Raw genomic sequence first — 19182 nt, forward strand, 5'->3', positions numbered from 1 at the left:
TGCTATTTATGAAAGAAAAAAATCTTTTTAACTTAATTTTATTAACATCGATAATTGTCATAAGTACTTCGTTATTTGGCTCAGATATAGAATCAAGTGTTAATAAACATAAAAATAAATTTGAAAATATTGCATTAAGCATATGGGACTATGCTGAACTTGGTTATCAAGAAATCAAAAGCTCTACTGCCTTGGCAGAATCTTTAAAAGAGGAAGGTTTTAAAATTACATATAAAGTTGCAAATATACCAACAGCATTTATTGCTGAGTATGGTAATAATGGGCCAGTTATTGGAATATTAGGGGAATTTGATGCTTTGCCCGGCCTTGCCCAAACTAATGCACCTTTTAAAGAAGTAATATCTAATGAAACTGGAGGCGGACATGCATGCGGTCATCATTTATTTGGTGCTGCTTCAGCATGGGCAGCAGTAGTTATAAAAGAATGGTTAGAAGAAAATAATATTGACGGTCGAATAAGGTTTTATGGCACTCCTGCTGAGGAAGGCGGGTCTGGAAAAGTATATATGGTAAGAGATGGACTCTTTGAAGATGTGGATATAGTTTTTCATTGGCATCCGGATGATGTTAATACAGCTAATTCAAGAACCTCGAATTCAAATAAATCTGCTAAATTTACCTTTAGAGGAATATCAGCCCATGCTGCTGGATCACCTGAGCTTGGAAGATCTGCTTTAGATGGAGTTGAAGCTATGAATATGATGGTGAATATGATGAGGGAACATGTACCACAAGAATCTAGAATCCATTATGTTATTACTAAGGGAGGTTTAGCTCCAAATGTTGTTCCTGATATTGCAGAAGTTTATTACTACGTTAGACATCCTAATATGAAAAATGTCGAAGAGTTATTTCAAAGAGTTGTGAAAACAGCTGAAGGTGCTGCCAAAGGAACAGAAACTCAAATGACTTACGAAGTAATGCATGGTAATTATTCTTTATTGCCCAATGAAACCGTTCAGAAAATTGTTCATAAAAATTTATCTGAAATAGGTGGAATAAAATACACACAAAAAGAGAATAATTATGCAGAAGAGATATATCAAACTTTTATAAAGCCCGATAAATTGATAGGCTCTCAAGAGGAAATTCAAGATTATAGATTTTCACATAGTTATGGATCTACCGACGTTGGTGATGTAAGTTGGGTTGTGCCTACAGCTGGAATGAGAGCAGCTTCGTGGGTACCCGGAACAGCTTCTCATTCATGGCAGGCTGTTGCCTCTGGTGGAACTTCAATTGGACTAAAAGGAGCAGAACTTGCGGTAAAAACTTTAAGTGCTTCTGCAATTGAAATCTATAAAAATCCTGAGATCATAATTAAAGCAAAAAAAGAACTTAATGAGAGAGTTGGAAAAGATTTTAAATATAAAGCTTTGCTTGGAGATCGAGAGCCGCCACTGAACTATAGAGTTAATTAATCTGTATAGATACTCCGCCGTTAGGCCTTCTTAAATCACTATATCCATAATTTACTCCATTTATTGAATAGATACTTTGGGTGCCACCAATTGATTTAGATTGAATCATCAAATGGCCTTTTTTTTCTAAATTATCAACTGTATCTTTACTGACAATTGATTCGTATTCTAGATATTCATCAGGGGTAAAGTTCATATTTATTCTTGGTAGCATCGTTGCATCACTGACTGATAGATCAAAATCAATGACGCCTGTTATAACTCTTAAAATTGCTGCAGGAATTCTTGCACCACCAGGAGAACCCGTAATCAATCTTAATTCATTATCTTCAAATGTCATTACTGGTGACATATTTGTAACTGATCTTTTGTTTGGTTCTAATCTGTTTAACGGATTTGCAAATCTTCCAGAAATTGAAGGGGAGTCATAATCATAGGAAAAGTTAGACATCTGATTATTCATAAGAATTCCAGTTCCAGGTATTGTTACACCTGAACCGTAAGAATAACCAAGTGTGAATGTATTGGAGACAGCATTGCCATCTTTGTCAATAATTGAATAATGAGTGGTATTTGTACCCTCAGTTAAATTTGAATATGGAGAGATCTCACTATTTTTTGTAGCTTTATCTATACTAATTGACTTAGATAATTCTTTGCCTCTTTTCTTTGAAATTAATTCATTTGTGTAATCATTATAAAATACTGGATCGCCAATATTGATTGATCTGTCCATATGGCCCCTTCTCAATGATTCAGCTAAAAGGTGTAAAACCTCTGATGAGTTTGGTTCATATGATTTAAGTTCAAAATTTTCCAATACACTAAGAGATTCCAATATTACAGAACCACCTACTGATGGAGGATTTGAAGCAAATATAATATGGTTTCTGTAGTTGATTGATAATGGCTTTGTAACTTTGGCCTCATAGTTAGCTAAATCTATTGCATCAACAAATCCGTTGTTTTTCTTCATTGCCATTTGAATTTTTTCTGCAACAAGACCTTTATAAAAACCATCGCTGCCATTTGCGGCAATAAGTTCTAAAACATCTCCTAAATCATTTTGAATGAACTTTGTTCCTTCTTTAAGAGGATCGCCTTTTTTGAAAAATATACTATTTGACTCTACGTTAGCCTTTAACTGATTGGTATATCTAACAGCATTTTCTAAATCATAACTTACAGTTATTCCATTTTTAGCTTGCTCAATAGCATCTTTTAATAAAATACTTAGCGGCATAGATCCATATAACTCATGTGCTTTTAAAAGACCTGCAACAGTTCCAGGCACTGCGATAGCTTTATAGCCATATCTAACTATATTTCTATCATAATCTTTTGGAGCTTCTTCATTACCAAATAACGAAGTGTTTGAAGCGTTTCTTGATGATTCACTTTTGTAGTTAATATTAATGACTGCATTTTCATCTTTCATATAAATAAGCATAAAGCCACCGCCTCCAAGAGACCCTGCTCTAGGAAGAGTTACAGCTAAAGAAAAACCAACTGCAACTGCAGCATCAACTGCATTGCCACCTTGGTTTAGAATATTTATTCCAACATCTGATGAGAGTGAATTTTGTGAAACTACCATTCCAGACTGACCAACAATAGGTTGATAGGGAGTTAAATAATCTAAATACTTTTCATTTAAATTATATGGGGTAATTAATTCATTATTATCTGAAGAGACTGAAAAATGACTGAAAATTATCAACGTTATATATATGAATGTATTTTTTAATTTCATAAAGTTTTTTTAATAAAAAAGGGAGTACAAGACTCCCCTTTTAGTGTTTAAAAAATTATTAGAATTTTTTATAAAGTTCAACGCTGTAGTTTCTTCCAAAGTCAGTATGAAGATCGCCCCAGAAGCTTCCGATATATTCATCAGCTAAAGGTGCTCTATTATCTTCAAGGTTCTTTACAGCAGCTCTAATTCTTAGACCGTTATCAAATGTATATCCTAAAGTAACATTAGTCATATCCATTGCATCAACAGTCCACATAGTTCTTACACCATCGATAGTTTCAGTATGGCCTGATTCAAAGAACTCGTCCCAGAATGTTCCAGAAACTAATACTTGGTATGGTCCAAGCTTCCATGATAATTTCATGGTGTATTTATTTTCAATACGTCCATCTAATCCGAGAAGATTATCAACACCTCTAACAGGAGCTAAACCTTCAAGCAATCCACCTGGTCCACCAGCTACACTTAATCTTTGAGCATCTCCGCCAGCCTCTTGTTCGTAAGTATCATAATGAACATGAGTAACTTTTGCTCCAAAGTCACCAAATTTAGTGTCTATTGAGTATTGAATATTTGTATCCATACCTTCAATGGTTCTAGTATCATTGTTAACGTAATAATCATTAACCTGCATTACATCGCCAACTTGACACAAGGATGAGCTCCATGTTCCACGCTCAGGATCTGCACCTCCCCAAGGTGATCTTATAACGTTTGGATTACCTGAACATTGTGATGCACCACCTTCTGCTCTAATTAATGCGTCTAATAAAACTGCATTAGTCATACCAAAAGCACCTATAGTGTCTTCTGTTTCGATTTTCCATTTGTCTACAGTAATAATTAGATCTTGTATAGGCTCAATAACTGCACCAATAGATGAGTTTTCTCCAAGCTCTGGAGTAAGGCCTGGATTACCTGCAGTAATTCTCTGCATTGAGTAATCAAGTTGATCATCACCATATGCAAGATCCAGTAACGCGTCATTAGTTGAGGTGCTTCTTCCTAAGAAACCCTCATTAATAAGTATTAATGCAGGGGCTCTAAATGTTTCAGAAGCTGATGCTCTTATAGTTACTTGTTCAATTGGGGTGAAACCAATTGCAAATTTTCCCACTGTAGCATCTCCATAATCACTTGAATCCTCTGTTCTGATTGCAAGTTGAGCGTCAATCATTGAATGAATAGGCAAAGCTAATTCAACAAATGCAGAATAAGTAGTTCTTCCACCACCAGAAGCAGGTGTTGCGCTTGAATTAACAACATCTGAAATTAATGGGAATGCTAATCCCTGTCTTGGTCCTACTGGAACTACGTAAGTAGGCTCACTAATTCTTGGATCCCTACCATCAACATAAGATTCTTTTCTGGCTTCAAATCCAATTAACATACCTGCTGAACCTGCTGGTAAATCAAAGACATCTGGATTTGATAACTTGAGATCCCACATGTACAAGCTTGAGTAATTATCTCTAACAATGCTAATAGTAAAAGGATCCTCATCATTAATACCTGGACCAGCAAAAGGGTTATACGCTTGGTCATTGTTAAGAGCCAACATATGATCCAATAATGTCATAGATTGTCTTCCAGTATTATTTTGTTTAGATTTTGCTTGAGACCATACGATTGCAGTATCCCAGTCCCATGTTCCTGTGTTACCTCTAAAACCCTGAACAAATCTTAAAGTTGTTCTATGTGAATCATATCCTCTTGGAGTATCAAATCTATGTCTTGCCTTATAAAGGCCTAATGGATTGAAATCGCTTCGATCTACGAATTTGTCACCATCAGAATTCACTAATTGATTTAACCAATAATTCGATGCTGGAACTAGATATGGTTGAGTACAAGTACCTGAACTTGCGCAACCACCAGCACCTAGTGTAGTGCCTGGCCATCTATTTTGTTGAGCAAGAGAATGATATGCACCTATTTCTGTATAGGTTTCAACACCGCTTGCAAGCTCTGAATTAATAAAAACATACAAATTTTGTCTCTCTAAATCAGGTCTCATATCATTAAGACCTGGCTCGTTATAATAACCTCTATATGAACTACTAGAGCTACCAGTTCTAATTAAACATGATGCTCCTTCAGCATCAAAATAAACATTAGATGATGTTGAATCACATGCTGAATCAGTTAAAGGTTTTGAATGCCAACGTGATCCAACACCTGGTGCATCCCAGACTCCATAATAACCTGCAGAATTTGATTGTCTCCATGAAGTATCAGACCATGCAGATAAGCCATAAAGATTTGGACTTAATCCAGGATAGATTCTTGGATCCATTGTTCTCCACTTTGGATCTTCATAACCAGAAATTTTGTCTCTATCATAAATATCTAGATATACTGAAATGTTAGTTTTACCAAAGTCATCCCCCCACTGGAAACTCATTTTGTTATCTTTTGCCCCAAAACCATCATAAGCACTAGACTTAAATCTAACTTTCATTCCAACATAATCGTTATCAAGAACTGTGTTAACAACACCAGCTAGAGCATCGGCACCGTAAATAGCTGAAGCACCATCTCTTAATATTTCAATTCTATCTGCACCATATGAGGGAATAGCATTTGAGTTGGTTGTCATTACGGGTATTGTTCCCCCAAGAATTGGCTCTGTTTGATAACCTGGGGATGTTACTAATCTTCTTCCATTTATCAATGTAAGTGTATTACCAGTACCAATGTCTCTTAAGTTGAATGCACCAACATCACCTCTTGATGCGTTATAACCACCACTAAATTCATTTTGGTTAAAAGTATTTTGACCAAATTCAGCAATATTATCTAAAAGCTCATCACCAGAATCTATACCCATAGCATCCATATCATCAGCTGATATCACTGTAACAGGCAAAACACCAGTAATAGTCGCTCCTTTAATTTGCGAACCAACAACAACTACTTCTTCAACATCTGAATCTTCTGACTCTTGTGCAAAAAAGTATGTTGTAAAAATTAATGGAAGTACAAAAAATATTTTTTTTAACATTATTATCCCCTATTTAACGTTATTCATAGTTATATACCCTAATTGTAAGCCAAAAACTTAAAAAAAATCAATTTTTAACAGATATTAATTAGTGGATATATTTATGATTAATTGCTCAATTCTTTTCAAGCTTTCTTCTTGTGTAAATAAAGACAACGTTAAGCCTAATGATGGTGAGTTTGTAGAGCCAGTTAATGCTATTCTTATTGGTTGATTTACTTTAGGCACCGATAGGTTATTTTTTTCTCGATATTCAGTTAAGGCGCTATCAATTGATGGTTCATCCCAGACATCTAATCTAGCAATTTCTTCTTTTAAATCTAACAAGATATTTTCTGATCCTATAACAAACTTTTGTATAGCTTTTTCATCAAATTCACTTATTTCATTGAAATAACAGAAGAGATTTTTTGCAACACCAGAAAATGTTGATGCTGAAGTTCTCATAGCTTCAATTAATTCCTTTGCTTTTGGATGCAAATTAATATCTATATTTAGATTTTTTAAATGAGGCTTTAAGTTATCAATAAAATCTTCGAGCGTTAATTTAGCCATATGCTGAATATTTAAATAATCCAATTTAGAAATATCAAAAATTGCACCTGCTTTTTGAACATCGCTTAAACTAAAATCTTTAACTAGATCATCTATATAAAAAACCTCTTTTTCCCCTTTTGACCATCCAAGTCTTGCTAAAGTATTTAAGATAGCAGAATCAAGATAACCCAAATTTCTGTACTCCTCCAAACTAGTTGCAGCATGTCTTTTGGAAAGCCTTTTTTTATCATTACCAAGAACTAATGGAAGATGAGCATATTCTAAGGATGGATATTCGAGGGCATTTTGAATATGTATTTGTCTTGGAGTATTACTAAGATGATCTTCACCTCTTATAACACTAGAAACACCTTGTTCAAAATCATCAACAACATTACACAAATGATATGTTGGAGATCCATCACTTCTCAATAAAATAAGATCATCAAGTTCATTGTTTTCAAATTTTACTTGCCCTCTAATAATATCGTTAACGATTATTTCGCCATCTTCTGGAGTCGCTAATCTTAAAACTGTATTTTCAGAGCGTTCTAGTCCAAGATTTCTGCTTCTACCATCATACATTGGTTTTTTCCCAGCAGCGGTTTGCTCTTGACGCATTTCGTCTAACTCCTCTTGTGAACAATCACACCAATAAGCTTTACCTGATGCAATAATCTTTTCAGCTGCTTTAATATAAATTTCATTTCTTTCTGACTGATTAATTGGTGTTTGGTCTGGTATGAGACCAACGCTTGCAAGACTTTCTAATATATTTTTTTCATACTCTTTTGAAGAGCGTTCTTTGTCTGTATCTTCAATTCTGATTAAAAATTCACCTTTATTTTGTTTAGCATATACAAAATTAAAAAGTGCTGTTCGAACTCCACCAATGTGCAAAGTTCCAGTTGGACTTGGTGCAAATCTTGTGACAATTTTTTTCAAGTTATTTTATTCCAAATAGTATCAACATTATTTCTTGAAGTTATGTCATCAAGTCTTTTATTGTGTTCTTTAATATCGTCTTTTGATGATTCAATTTTTTTAATTTTAAATCCATTGGTTAAAAATTCTTTATTAGATTTTTTCTGTTCTAATGATGGTGTAGAGTTCCCATTACTGAATTCAAAATTACTTTGGCCGCCAGTTAAAAGCATATAAACATCTGCAAGAATATTAGCATCCAGCAAAGCTCCGTGATAAGTTCTGTCATAACCAGTTACATCAAATCTATTAGCTAATGCATCTAAAGAGTTTCTTTGGCCAGGAAATTTTTCCCTTGCTAATGACAGTGAGTCTATAACTTCACATATTTCCTCAAGTTTTGGATATTTTGAAGAAACTAAGTTCAATTCATTATTTAAAAATCCTACATCAAAATCTGCATTATGAATAACTAATGTGCTTCCTTGGATAAATTCTAAAAACTCTTCAGCAATTTCTTGAAACAAGGGCTTATCTTCAAGATCTTGATTAGATATTCCATGAACTTTTGTGGCTTCTTCGTCAATCAATCTTTCAGGATTTAAATAAGAATGAAAATGTTCCTCAGATTTTTTTCTATCATTTAAAAGCACTGCTCCAATTTCAATCACTCTATGGCCTTGCTCAACTTCTAACCCAGTAGTTTCTGTATCAAGAATGATGTATTTTTTTGCCATAAATTTTACTCTAAACTATCTATACCTTTATTAGCTAGTATGTCTGCTATTTCATTTTGTTCGTGCCCAGTGTGGCCTTTTACCCAATTCCATCTTACATCATGTTTCATACAAAGCTTATCTAGCTCTATCCAAAGCTCCTTATTTTTAACATCCTTTTTATTAGAATTTTTCCATTTGTTAATTTTCCATTTTTTTATCCAACTTGTTATGCCTTGCATAACGTATTTTGAATCTGTTGTTAAATTAACAATACATACTTCTTTAAGTAATTTTAAACCCTCTATGGCAGCTTGAAGTTCCATTTGATTATTGGTGGTATTTTTATTACCTCCAAAATACTCTTTTTCATTATCTTGATACTGAATCAAAACACCCCAACCTCCTGGGCCAGGATTCCCTCTGCATGCACCATCAGTATAAATATTTACTGTTTTCATAAAATTAAATTAAAATTTGCATATGATTAAAGTAGAACCAATTCCAGCTTTTAGTGATAATTATATTTGGTTAGTCACAACTAATGAAGGGTCAATTGTAATTGATCCTGGTGATGCTAATCCTGTAATTGAATATCTTAGTAAAAATAAAGATCTAACTTTGAATAGTATTTTGCTCACTCATCATCATTATGATCATTCTGGAGGTATAGAAGATTTAAGAAAAAGATATGACTTAAAGGTTTTTGGACCAAATAATCAAATAAAATCTGTGGATCATAGAGTGGTTGAAGGAGATGAAATTTTAGTAAACGGATTAATTTTTAAGATTATTGAAGTTCCAGGTCATACTTTAGATCATATTGCATTTTATAATGACGGTGATGATGATCCGATTCTTTTTTGTGGGGATACACTATTTGCTGCTGGCTGCGGACGAGTTTTTGAAGGTACATTTGATCAAATGTATGAATCTTTATTGAAGCTTAAAAAGCTTCCTGAAAACACAATAGTTTATAGTGGGCATGAGTACACAACAGCAAATTTAATGTTTGCAAATCATGTTGAGCCTTTGAATAAAAACATACGAGATAGTTTATCTAAAGTTCAAGAACTCAGATCAAAGAATATACCTACCCTCCCAACAAGTATTAAAGAGGAAAAACTTATTAATCCCTTTTTACGATGTGATGATGAGAGCCTTCAAATCATAATAAGAAAAAAATTTAATACTGATTTAAGTGAATTAAATATTTTTTCTGCCTTAAGAGAATGGAAAGACAACTTCTAATAATAATTACAGCTTCTTTATTAATATTTGGCTGTCAACAAATTGATTTAGGTATGCCTAGTTCTGTTATTTCAATTGAGGAACAAAAACCTCAAGTTATTGTTGTTGAAGAAAAACCACAAGATGTATGGGAATATATGATGACAAAAACAGATTTATCACCGTATATTCTTGATGAGCAAACAAATTTTTATATCAATAAACACATATCTAATCTAGAAAAATTTACAGAATATTTAGATAAATCCTATTATTTCATTTATTACGTAATTCAAGAACTTGAAGCTGCAGATCTTCCTGTTGAGCTTGCTCTGATTCCTTTTATAGAAAGTAATTATGATCCCTTTTCAATTTCGCCTTCTGGTGCAGTTGGGCTTTGGCAGTTTATGCCTACCACCGGAAGAGCATTTAACTTGGAGAGATCATGGTGGAATGAGGACAGACATGATCCATATAGATCAACTCATGCTGCAATTGGATATTTTAAATATCTATTTGAGAGGTTTGATAATGATATTTATCTTGCTCTTGCTGCGTATAATGCTGGGCCTACTTATCTTGAAAAACAAATAAAAAAAAATAAACGTAGAGGTTTAAAATATGATTTTTGGTCGTTAAATTTAACAAATCAAGTCACAGAATATGTGCCTAAATACGTTGCAATAAGAGAAGTAATCTTTAATGCTGAAAAATATGGAATTCTTCTACCTAACATCCCAATAGAATCTGTTGTAAAGAAAATTGAGATACCTGGTCAAGTTGAGATCTTAACTCTTAGCGAATATCTAAGTATAAAACCAAAGCTTATATATAAATTAAATGCTGGTTATACAAAATGGGCTTCTGCACCAAAAGATAAAAGCATTTTTTATGTGCCAATAGAAAAAACTTATTTACTAGACAGTCCTGATAGTCCCTTTGAAAATGTAAATCAGATTAACTGGATATCACATAAAGTATTATCTGGAGATAGTTTATGGAAATTAGCAAAAAAATATGACACTGAAGTTAGAATTATTAAGGAAATTAATTATATAAATAGTGATTTATTATCAGTGAACGATACCTTGTTAATACCTTTGAGCAAGTCAAAGTCTAATACATTTATTCCATATGAAATGCATATCGTATCTGAAGGAGATACTCTTTGGAGCATTGCTAAAAAATATAAGATTGAAATTAAAGAGTTGACTGCAATAAATTCGCTTGACAGAAATGCAATACTTAAATTAGGCCAGCAATTATCTATTGGTAATAAAAACATTCATCGAAATATAGAATCAAAAAAAAGAACAATACTCTATTCAGTTAAACAAGGAGATAATTTATACAAAATATCAGATTTATTTGATGTGAGTGTAAAGAGCATTGAGGAATTAAATGATTTTAAAACTTCAAAATTAATGCCCGGTCAAATAATAAAGATTGCGATAAGAGCTTTTTAATTATCAGAAGTTTTTGGATCTAAAGCATCTCTCAAACCATCACCAAAAAAGTTTAGGGCGAATAAAGTTATAGTAAATGTTATACCTGGATAAATTAACAACCAGCTATACTCTTCCATTGATTCGACTCCATCTTTTATTAAAGTGCCCCAGCTACTCATTGGTGGTTGAATACCTAACCCCAAAAAGCTTAAAAATCCTTCTAACAGCATAACTTGTGGAATCGTCAATGTTGCGTAGACTGCAACAGGGCCCAATATGTTAGGTAACAAATGCCTTCTGAACATGAGAAAGTTTCCAACTCCCATTGCATTTGCTGCAAGAACAAACTCTTGATTTTTTAGACCAATCACTTGAGCTCTTACTATTCTTGCCATAGTCAACCATTCAACAGCACCAATTGCACCAAATAATAACCAAAGATTTCTTCCAAAAATAACCATCAACAAAATAATAAAAATTATGAAAGGAAGGCCATAAAGCACATCAACTATTCGCATCATAATGGAATCAACTCTACCACCTGCATATCCAGCAATAATTCCCCAAGACACTCCAATCACCAATGCAACTCCCGTTGCAACAAAACCAACAAGAAGAGATATTCTTGCCCCATATAGTATTCTGCTTAATAAATCTCTACCTAAAATATCTGTTCCTAATAGATGTGCTGAAGATGGAGCAGTAGCTCCTAAGTCGAGATTTTGTTCGTAATAAGAGTATGGTGCGATCCAAGGAGCAGCAAAAGCACACAAAATCAAAACTATCAAAATTGACCCACCAATCATTGCTGCTTTATTGCGAGTCAATCTATATATTGCATCGGACCATAGAGAAGGATTATTGCTCATGATAAATCCCTTGATCTTGGATTTAACCAAAGTGCTGCTAAATCTGACATTAGGTTAAAAAAAACAATCATGGCAGAAAAAAAAATTGTTGTTCCTAATATCATTGTGTAGTCTCTATTGAATGCTGCTTCAACATAGAATCTTCCTAATCCAGGAATTTGAAAAATTGTTTCAACAACAAAAGAACCTGCAAGAAGTCCAGCAATTGCAGGACCCAAAAATGATACAACAGGTATAAGTCCACCCTGCATCGCGTGTTTAGTAACAACCTGCGTTTCATTTAGACCTTTGGCCCGAGCAGTTCTTATAAAATCCTGATTTAATATTTCTAACATACCTCCTCTGCTTAATCTTGCTATATAAGCAGCATATGCAAATCCTAAAGTAATGGATGGTAGTAATTTATCTCCTGGGAGTTGTCCCCATCCTGAGACTGGTAACAATTCAAAATTAATTCCAAAAATTAATACCAATAAAGGGCCCATTAGAAAAGTTGGTACGCAAATACCAATCATCGCAATTCCCATCGGTACATAATCTAAAAATGTATTTCTTTTAAGTGCAGCAAGAACTCCAGAAAAAATGCCAATAGACAAAGCAATCAGCATTGAATAAATTGCAAGCTCAAATGTAACCGGCAAACCAGTTGTAATCATTTCTGTTACAGATCTTCCTGGATAACGAAATGAAGGACCAAAATCACCTCTGATTACACCAGACATATAATCTAAATACTGTTGCCATTGAGATGCATTTAAATTGTATGCTTCGTTTAAATTCTTTAGAACTTGTGGTGAGACTGCTTTATCAGCATCAAATGGACCACCAGGAGCAAGTTTAATTAGAAAAAAAGTAATACTTGCTACTGCTAAAAGAACAGGAATTGAAATTAAAATTCTTTTAATAAAAATACTTAGCATACAGAAATTAATCTCTTTCTAAGTATATATATTTAGGATGATGATGATCTAAATAATTTGGAAAATACCCTTTTACATCTTCTGATAGTTGATAAGATCTAACATAAGTATACAAAGGAACAATAGGCATTTCATCGATCAGTATTCTTTCTGCTTGCATAAGAAGATTATATCTTTTCTCTGTATCATTGGTTGAGTTGGCAAGCTCAAGCAAATCGTCATATTTTTTATTTTCCCAACCAGTTTTATTATTACCTCTATTAGGTCTTAAAGTATCTAAAAATGTATTTGGGTCCTCATAATCTCCTATCCAACCTGCTCTTGAGACTTGGAAGTCACCTATCATTTCTCTATTTAAATAAACTTTCCAGTCTTGATTGACTAACTCAACTTCTATTCCAAGAGTTGTTTGCCACATCTGCTGAATGGCTAACGCAATCTTTCTATGATCTTCATTAGTATTAAATAATATTTCTAATTTTGGAAAATCTTCTGGATTAGAATATCCAGCCTCAACTAATAATTGTTTTGCTAACAATGGATCATATTTAATCTCCGTATCAGGCTGATATCCTGCTGAACCAGGAGGCGTAAATGAATAAGCAGGTATTTGACCGCATTTAGTAACTTTCTCAACCAATTGAGTTCTATTGATAGCATAAGCTAGCGCTTTTCTAACTTTTACATCTTTAAGAACTGGATGTTTAGTATTAAATCTATAAAAATATGTTCCCATGTAAGGATCTATTCTTAAGTTTGGATTATTTTCTTCAATGTATATTGGACATTTTTGCGAAGGTAAACTGCTAGTTAAATGAAGTTGGCCTGCTCTGAACATTCTGTCCTCAGTCATTGTATTTTGAACTGGATAAAAGTGTATTTCATTAAGTTTTACTTTTTTTGCATCCCAATAGAATGGATTCTTATCAACAATTATTTTGCTATTTAGTTCCCATGACTTAAGTCGAAATGGGCCATTGCATACAAAATTTCCTGGGCGAGTCCACTCACCATTTCTATCATCAATATCTCCATATTTTAAAACAGTTTCTTTGTGCACTGGCCAAGTACTATAGTGACTAAGAAGACCAAGAAAAAAAGGTGTTGGGTTTTTTAGATTAACCTCAAGAGTAAAGTCGTCAATAGCCTTTACTCCAACATTATCAAAATTGTTATTTATTTCATTATGGAATTCATATGCACCAGTTACATAATAGAGCATATCAGGATATTGTGATCCTAATGATGGCGTAAGAATTCTCTTCCAACTCCAAACAAAATCAGATGCTGTTACAGGATCTCCATTTGACCACTTAGCATTCTTATTTAAGAAAAAAGTATATTTTTTTCCATCATTGCTTATTTCCCATGATTCAGCAGCGCCTGGTAAGCTTGCTCCTCCTTTTGGATTAGATGATGTTAATCCCTCACACATTGATATCAGTAAATGATGTTCCGGGACACCGGTTACAATATGTGGATCTAAACCTTGCGGCTCAGCACCATTTCCAAAATGGAAAATTTGATTTTCTAATCCAGAATCTACCGGTGATATGTTTTGCCCACAGCTATGAATAAAACATAGAGATATTAAGATTAAAAAATATTTTTTATGCATTTTAAAAACCATCTAAATTAATATTAACAACTGCATTTTTAAATAAATCTTCGTCAATAATAGACGCAATTGAATCAAAATATCTTTCTGATGAAAACGTTCTATAGTTTTCAATTGCAGATTCTATTTCCTCATAAGTGGCATCATTAAACTTTTTAATATCAATAATATATTTATCTTTGTTGTTAGAATCTAAATACACTGTAGCTCCATCAGTATTTTTAAATACTTCCTCTAAGATTTCAGCAGGCATGAGAGATGCATATCTTTTTACATTTACATATGAATCATTAGTAATAAAATCATTTTCTTCAATATAAGCAAATTCTTTTTCTTCAATCTTTAATTCAGATAACTTATTTGTAATATTTATAATTTCATTTTCAGCAATTGATAAAGCTAATAGATCTCTAGCCTTGTCTTCCACCTGGTCATAATCCATAAGCTTAGACTCTGTAATTTGAGTTGTAGTTAAAACTAAAATTTTATCTTCGAAGTCTATGATTCCTAATTTATTAATATTATTTGTTGAAAAAATAAATTCATCTATTCTTGGGTCGTTTAATTCAAACTGAAAATCAGATAAAGAAAAATTTTCGTACGACTGTATTTTTTTATCTAAATCTAAGCTAGCTTGATCAATTGTTATGTTACCGGTAGACATATCATCTAACAAAACAAGATCATCATTCATCAGTGCAAGGGATTCAGCAGCAATTAGTTCGGAGCTCAGTGTTTCTTTCATTTGATCATAAGACTTAATTTCTTGTTCAAGCACTTCTGTAACTTTTAAAATATGAAATGAGGTTTCAATTTCTACGATTGCGGATGTTTCATTTAATTGAACGCTTTCAAGAGCACTTGCAAATTCTTCAGGAAATATATCTGCTGAAAAATAATCTAAGTCCCCTCCTGTATCTTTTGTAACTATGTCTTCTGTATATTTTGATACTAATGATTCGAAATCTGTTCCATTAATAATTTCATTTTCAACCTTTTTTATTATTTCAAAAGCTTCTGATTCATTTGAATAATTATTTTTATCAATCATTATGTGAGAAATTCTTTTTTGAATATTATTACCCATATTTGAAAGATAGTTTTGATAGGCTTCATCAATATAATTATTAGGTATGGTTACTTTATCTTCATAATCATTAGAATTTAAAATAAAATATTTTATTGATCGTTTTTCATCTGAGAAAAATTGAGATTGGTTGTTTACATAAAATTCCTTAATTTGATCAGAGGTAAGATCAATGCTTTTGGAAAGTAAATCAAAATCAATTTTTATAAAATCTAAGTCAACTTGCTTCTCAAGAAGTATTGCAAGATCTCTTAATTCATTTTCAAATGTAAAATCAAGAGAGCCTAATGCAATTCTATACTCTTGTGATGCCAACAATTTTGTTACAAGATCAATATAGGTTTCTTTAGTGTGGCCCATCGCATTAACTCTTGCTCCATATATGCCTTCATCAAACATACCGTTTTCGTCAAAGAACATTTGATTTGTGACAATAAATTTTTTGGCATTTTTTATAGACTCTTTATTAATTAATCCAATAGACCTTGCCTCAGCAAGCAATACTTTTTCAGCTATAAGTTCTTGACGAATTTGGCCTAATTGAAATTCTTCACCTAAAAGATTTATGTCAAAATCTTCTCCAAATCTATCTTGAAGATTTTGACTAACTTTTGCAGATGCATTTTGAAAGTCCCATTCAGTTACTTCTTCACCGTTAATAGTCCCAATACTGCCACTAAAAACAGTAGTTAAGGATGATGTACCAAGAAAGACGAATGGTAATGCACAAATTGCAATAATAAAAACAAGTCTTGGTCCGGTTAAAAAATTTCTTACTGATTCAAGCATGGTGCATATTATAAAATAAAAAAAGGGTGCGTAAGCACCCTTTTTAAGAGTTAACTAAAGTTAGCCGTTTTTAACCTTATCTTTAAGGCCTTTACCAGCTTTAAATCCAGGTACTTTTGATGCAGCAATATGCATAGCAGCTCCTGTTTGAGGATTTCTACCCTCCCTTGCTGCTCTGTGTCTTACAGAAAAGGTACCAAAACCAACTAATGATACTGAATCGCCAGTTCCTAGCGCATCACCAATACCACCCAAAACTGCATCAACCGCTCTCGCTGCTGAAGCTTTTGAAATATCTGCATCACTTGCAACTGAATCAACTAAATCTGATTTATTCATATTAAATACTCCTCAATGTAATTTTATTTAATAAATACTTCTCTATGAAAAGCTTTTTACGTTGAAAAGTCAAGCAAATAAAGGTTTTAGTGAGTTTGTTTGTCAGAGGACTTTGTTGATTTTTTACTAGCATTTTTACTTTTAGCTAGTTTTTGATTTTTAAGCAGCGGTGTTGGTTCATCTGTTAATGCAAAGTTAATAATCTCATCAATCCATTCAACAGGTTTTATCTCAAGTGAATCAGTAATTTGTTTTGGAATTTCTTGGAGGTCAGGCATATTTTCTTTTGGAATAATAACATTCTTGATACCGCCTCTTTTTGCTGCAAGTAACTTTTCTTTTAAACCACCAATTTTCAAAATTTGTCCTCTAAGTGTTATTTCTCCAGTCATTGCAGTATCTGCTCTCACTGGAATTCCAGTAAATACTGAGATCAATGAAATTGCCATTGCACCTCCAGCACTTGGTCCATCTTTTGGTGTAGCACCCTCTGGGACATGAATATGAACGTCATATTTCTCATAAAAATCTGAATCTATACCAAGGGAGTCTGATCTTGACCTAACAACAGTTAAAGCAGCTTGAATAGATTCCTGCATTACATCACCAAGGGAACCTGTTTTTATAATCCTTCCTTTACCTTTTATATTTGAAGCTTCAATGGTTAATAATTCGCCGCCAACTTCAGTCCAAGCCAAACCAGTTACTTGTCCAATAGCATTATCTTTTTCAGCTATTCCATATTTAAATTTTTTAACGCCAGAATATTTATCAAGATTTTTATTAGATATGTTAGTAACTTTTTTTGAGACTGCTTTTTTTAATAATCTATCTTTGACAACTTTTCTAAGAATTTTTGCTATTTGTCTTTCCAGTCCCCGAACGCCAGCTTCTCTTGTGTAATATCTTATGAGAGATAATAAAACTTCTTTTTTTATATTTAACTCATTACTTTTAAGGCCATTTCTTTCAATTTGTTTTGGTAATAAATACTTTTGAGCAATGTTAAGTTTTTCGTCTTCAATATAACCAGGAATTCTAATAATCTCCATTCTATCTAGTAAGGGTGTTGGAATATTAAGACTATTTGCAGTACATACGAACATAACCTCTGATAAATCATAGTCAACTTCTAAATAATGGTCGCTGAATGTATTGTTTTGCTCTGGATCAAGGACCTCAAGAAGAGCCGCAGCGGGGTCACCTCGATGATCCATTCCTATTTTATCAATCTCATCCAGTAAAAATAATGGATTTTTAACTCCTACTTTTGAAAGTTTTTGAATAATTTTTCCAGGCATAGATCCAATGTAAGTTCTTCTATGTCCTCTTATTTCAGATTCATCTCTGACACCACCAAGAGACATTCTTATAAACTTTCTATTTGTTGCTCTTGCTATAGATTCTCCTAGAGATGTTTTACCTACTCCTGGAGGTCCTACTAAACACAATACAGGCGCTTTCATAGCTTTTACTCTCTTTTGAACAGCAAGGTACTCAATTATTCTTTCTTTAACTTCTTCAAGACCATAATGATCTTCCTCTAATATATCTAGGGATGCTTGAATATCAGATTTAACTTTAGATTTTTTCTTCCATGGCACTTCAATAAGACAATCAAGGTAAGATCTAACTACAGAAGCTTCAGCACTAGATGGAGACATGTGCTTGAACTTTGAGAGCTCACTTTTTGCTTTTTTTAAAGCGTCTTTTGGCATGCCTGAGGTGTTAATTTTTTCTTCTAGCGAATCTAGTTCATCTGGCTCTTCTCCAATCTCACCTAATTCTTTTTGTGCTGCTTTTATTTGTTCATTGAGATAGTATTCACGTTGTGACTTTTCCATTTGTTTTTTAACTCTACCTCTAATTTTTTTCTCAACATCTACCACATCTAAATGAGATTCTAAAATAGTTAGTATCATTTCAGACTTGGCTTTTAAATCGATAGCTTCCAAAATTTCTTGTTTTTTTGATGTTTCAAGCGGAAGATGACTTGCAATAGTATCTGATAGTCTTGAAAGATCATCTAAGGAATCTACTGTCGAAACTATTTCTGGAGGAATGCGTTTAGTAACATTAATATAGTCTTCAAATTTGGCTTTGATTAAGCGAACAAGATTTACTGAGTCCTGATCTTTTAGGGGTACATCATTTAGTTCAATTACTCTTGCAATTGAATAAGAATCTTTTTCTACAACATTTTCTATATTGCATCTTTTAAAACCCTCTACAAGAACTTTCATAGTTCCGTCAGGTAATTTAATTAATTGAAGTAAATTACTGATTGATGCTGATTTGTAAATATCTGAAAAATTTGGATCTTCAACTGAAGGATCTATTTGACTAACAAGAACAAGTTTTTTATTAGATGACATAGCTGCATTTAAAGCTTCAACAGATTTAGGACGACCAACAAAAAGCGTTGTAACAATGCCAGGAAATACCACAACATCTCTAAGGGGTATTATTGGCAAATCTACCTTTATATCTTTCATAACTTTTA

The 19182-nt window shown here is 33.0% G+C and carries 14 protein-coding genes; 3 read left to right on the forward strand and 11 right to left on the reverse strand.

Going from position 1 to position 19182, the window contains the following annotated elements; all coding sequences use genetic code 11:
* The first annotated feature begins 8 nt into the window (after nucleotides 1-8).
* Nucleotides 9-1442, forward strand: coding sequence for an amidohydrolase (locus tag M9C80_03835; protein ID URQ69079.1), 1434 nt, complete (start codon nucleotides 9-11; stop codon nucleotides 1440-1442).
* Here the strand turns inward: M9C80_03835 and ggt are convergent.
* The 5 genes from ggt to rnhA all read right to left on the reverse strand — a co-directional run bounded on the left by ggt (nucleotide 1435) and on the right by rnhA (nucleotide 8840).
* Nucleotides 1435-3195, reverse strand: coding sequence for a gamma-glutamyltransferase (gene ggt, locus M9C80_03840; protein URQ69080.1), 1761 nt, complete (start codon nucleotides 3193-3195; stop codon nucleotides 1435-1437). The genes M9C80_03835 and ggt overlap by 8 nt on opposite strands.
* Before the next feature lie 58 nt (nucleotides 3196-3253).
* Complete coding sequence (locus M9C80_03845) at nucleotides 3254-6202, reverse strand: TonB-dependent receptor (protein URQ69081.1); 2949 nt, start codon at nucleotides 6200-6202, stop codon at nucleotides 3254-3256.
* Between the two features lie 84 nt (nucleotides 6203-6286).
* A complete protein-coding gene (gene gltX, locus M9C80_03850) occupies nucleotides 6287-7684 on the reverse strand; it encodes a glutamate--tRNA ligase (protein ID URQ69082.1) in 1398 nt (465 codons plus the stop codon).
* The gene (gene dnaQ, locus M9C80_03855; GenBank protein URQ69083.1) at nucleotides 7681-8400 is read right to left on the reverse strand and encodes a DNA polymerase III subunit epsilon; all 720 of its coding nucleotides are present in this window, start codon (nucleotides 8398-8400) and stop codon (nucleotides 7681-7683) included. The genes gltX and dnaQ overlap by 4 nt, the downstream gene beginning before the upstream one ends.
* Before the next feature lie 5 nt (nucleotides 8401-8405).
* On the reverse strand, nucleotides 8406-8840 hold the full coding sequence (gene rnhA / locus M9C80_03860) for a ribonuclease HI (protein ID URQ69084.1): 435 nt from the start codon (nucleotides 8838-8840) through the stop codon (nucleotides 8406-8408).
* Between the two features lie 22 nt (nucleotides 8841-8862).
* Here rnhA and gloB point away from each other — a divergent pair, with 22 nt between their 5' ends.
* Nucleotides 8863-9630: a hydroxyacylglutathione hydrolase gene (gloB, locus tag M9C80_03865; protein ID URQ69085.1), complete on the forward strand. Its 768-nt coding sequence runs from the start codon at nucleotides 8863-8865 to the stop codon at nucleotides 9628-9630.
* Nucleotides 9612-11075 carry a LysM peptidoglycan-binding domain-containing protein gene (locus M9C80_03870; protein ID URQ69086.1) on the forward strand — a complete coding sequence of 488 codons (1464 nt, stop codon included), beginning with the start codon at nucleotides 9612-9614 and terminating at the stop codon, nucleotides 11073-11075. The genes gloB and M9C80_03870 overlap by 19 nt, the downstream gene beginning before the upstream one ends.
* On the opposite strand, the gene M9C80_03875 is transcribed toward M9C80_03870, so the two are convergent.
* The 6 genes from M9C80_03875 to lon all read right to left on the reverse strand — a co-directional run bounded on the left by M9C80_03875 (nucleotide 11072) and on the right by lon (nucleotide 19174).
* Nucleotides 11072-11926 carry an ABC transporter permease gene (locus M9C80_03875; GenBank protein URQ69087.1) on the reverse strand — a complete coding sequence of 285 codons (855 nt, stop codon included), beginning with the start codon at nucleotides 11924-11926 and terminating at the stop codon, nucleotides 11072-11074. The genes M9C80_03870 and M9C80_03875 overlap by 4 nt on opposite strands.
* Nucleotides 11923-12846 carry an ABC transporter permease gene (locus M9C80_03880; GenBank protein ID URQ69088.1) on the reverse strand — a complete coding sequence of 308 codons (924 nt, stop codon included), beginning with the start codon at nucleotides 12844-12846 and terminating at the stop codon, nucleotides 11923-11925. Before M9C80_03880 ends, M9C80_03875 begins: the two co-directional genes overlap by 4 nt.
* A 7-nt stretch (nucleotides 12847-12853) precedes the next feature.
* Complete coding sequence (locus M9C80_03885; GenBank protein URQ69089.1) at nucleotides 12854-14464, reverse strand: peptide ABC transporter substrate-binding protein; 1611 nt, start codon at nucleotides 14462-14464, stop codon at nucleotides 12854-12856.
* A 1-nt stretch (nucleotide 14465) separates the two neighbouring features.
* Nucleotides 14466-16340, reverse strand: coding sequence for a SurA N-terminal domain-containing protein (locus M9C80_03890; GenBank protein URQ69090.1), 1875 nt, complete (start codon nucleotides 16338-16340; stop codon nucleotides 14466-14468).
* Nucleotides 16341-16400: 60 nt separating this feature from the next.
* Entirely contained in the window at nucleotides 16401-16679 is a 279-nt protein-coding gene (locus M9C80_03895) for an HU family DNA-binding protein (GenBank protein URQ69091.1), read from the reverse strand.
* Between the two features lie 86 nt (nucleotides 16680-16765).
* Nucleotides 16766-19174 carry an endopeptidase La gene (lon, locus tag M9C80_03900; GenBank protein ID URQ69092.1) on the reverse strand — a complete coding sequence of 803 codons (2409 nt, stop codon included), beginning with the start codon at nucleotides 19172-19174 and terminating at the stop codon, nucleotides 16766-16768.
* Nucleotides 19175-19182 lie beyond the last annotated feature (8 nt).

It is taken from the genome of SAR86 cluster bacterium (assembly GCA_023703615.1).
GTDB lineage: Bacteria > Pseudomonadota > Gammaproteobacteria > Magnimaribacterales > D2472 > MED-G85.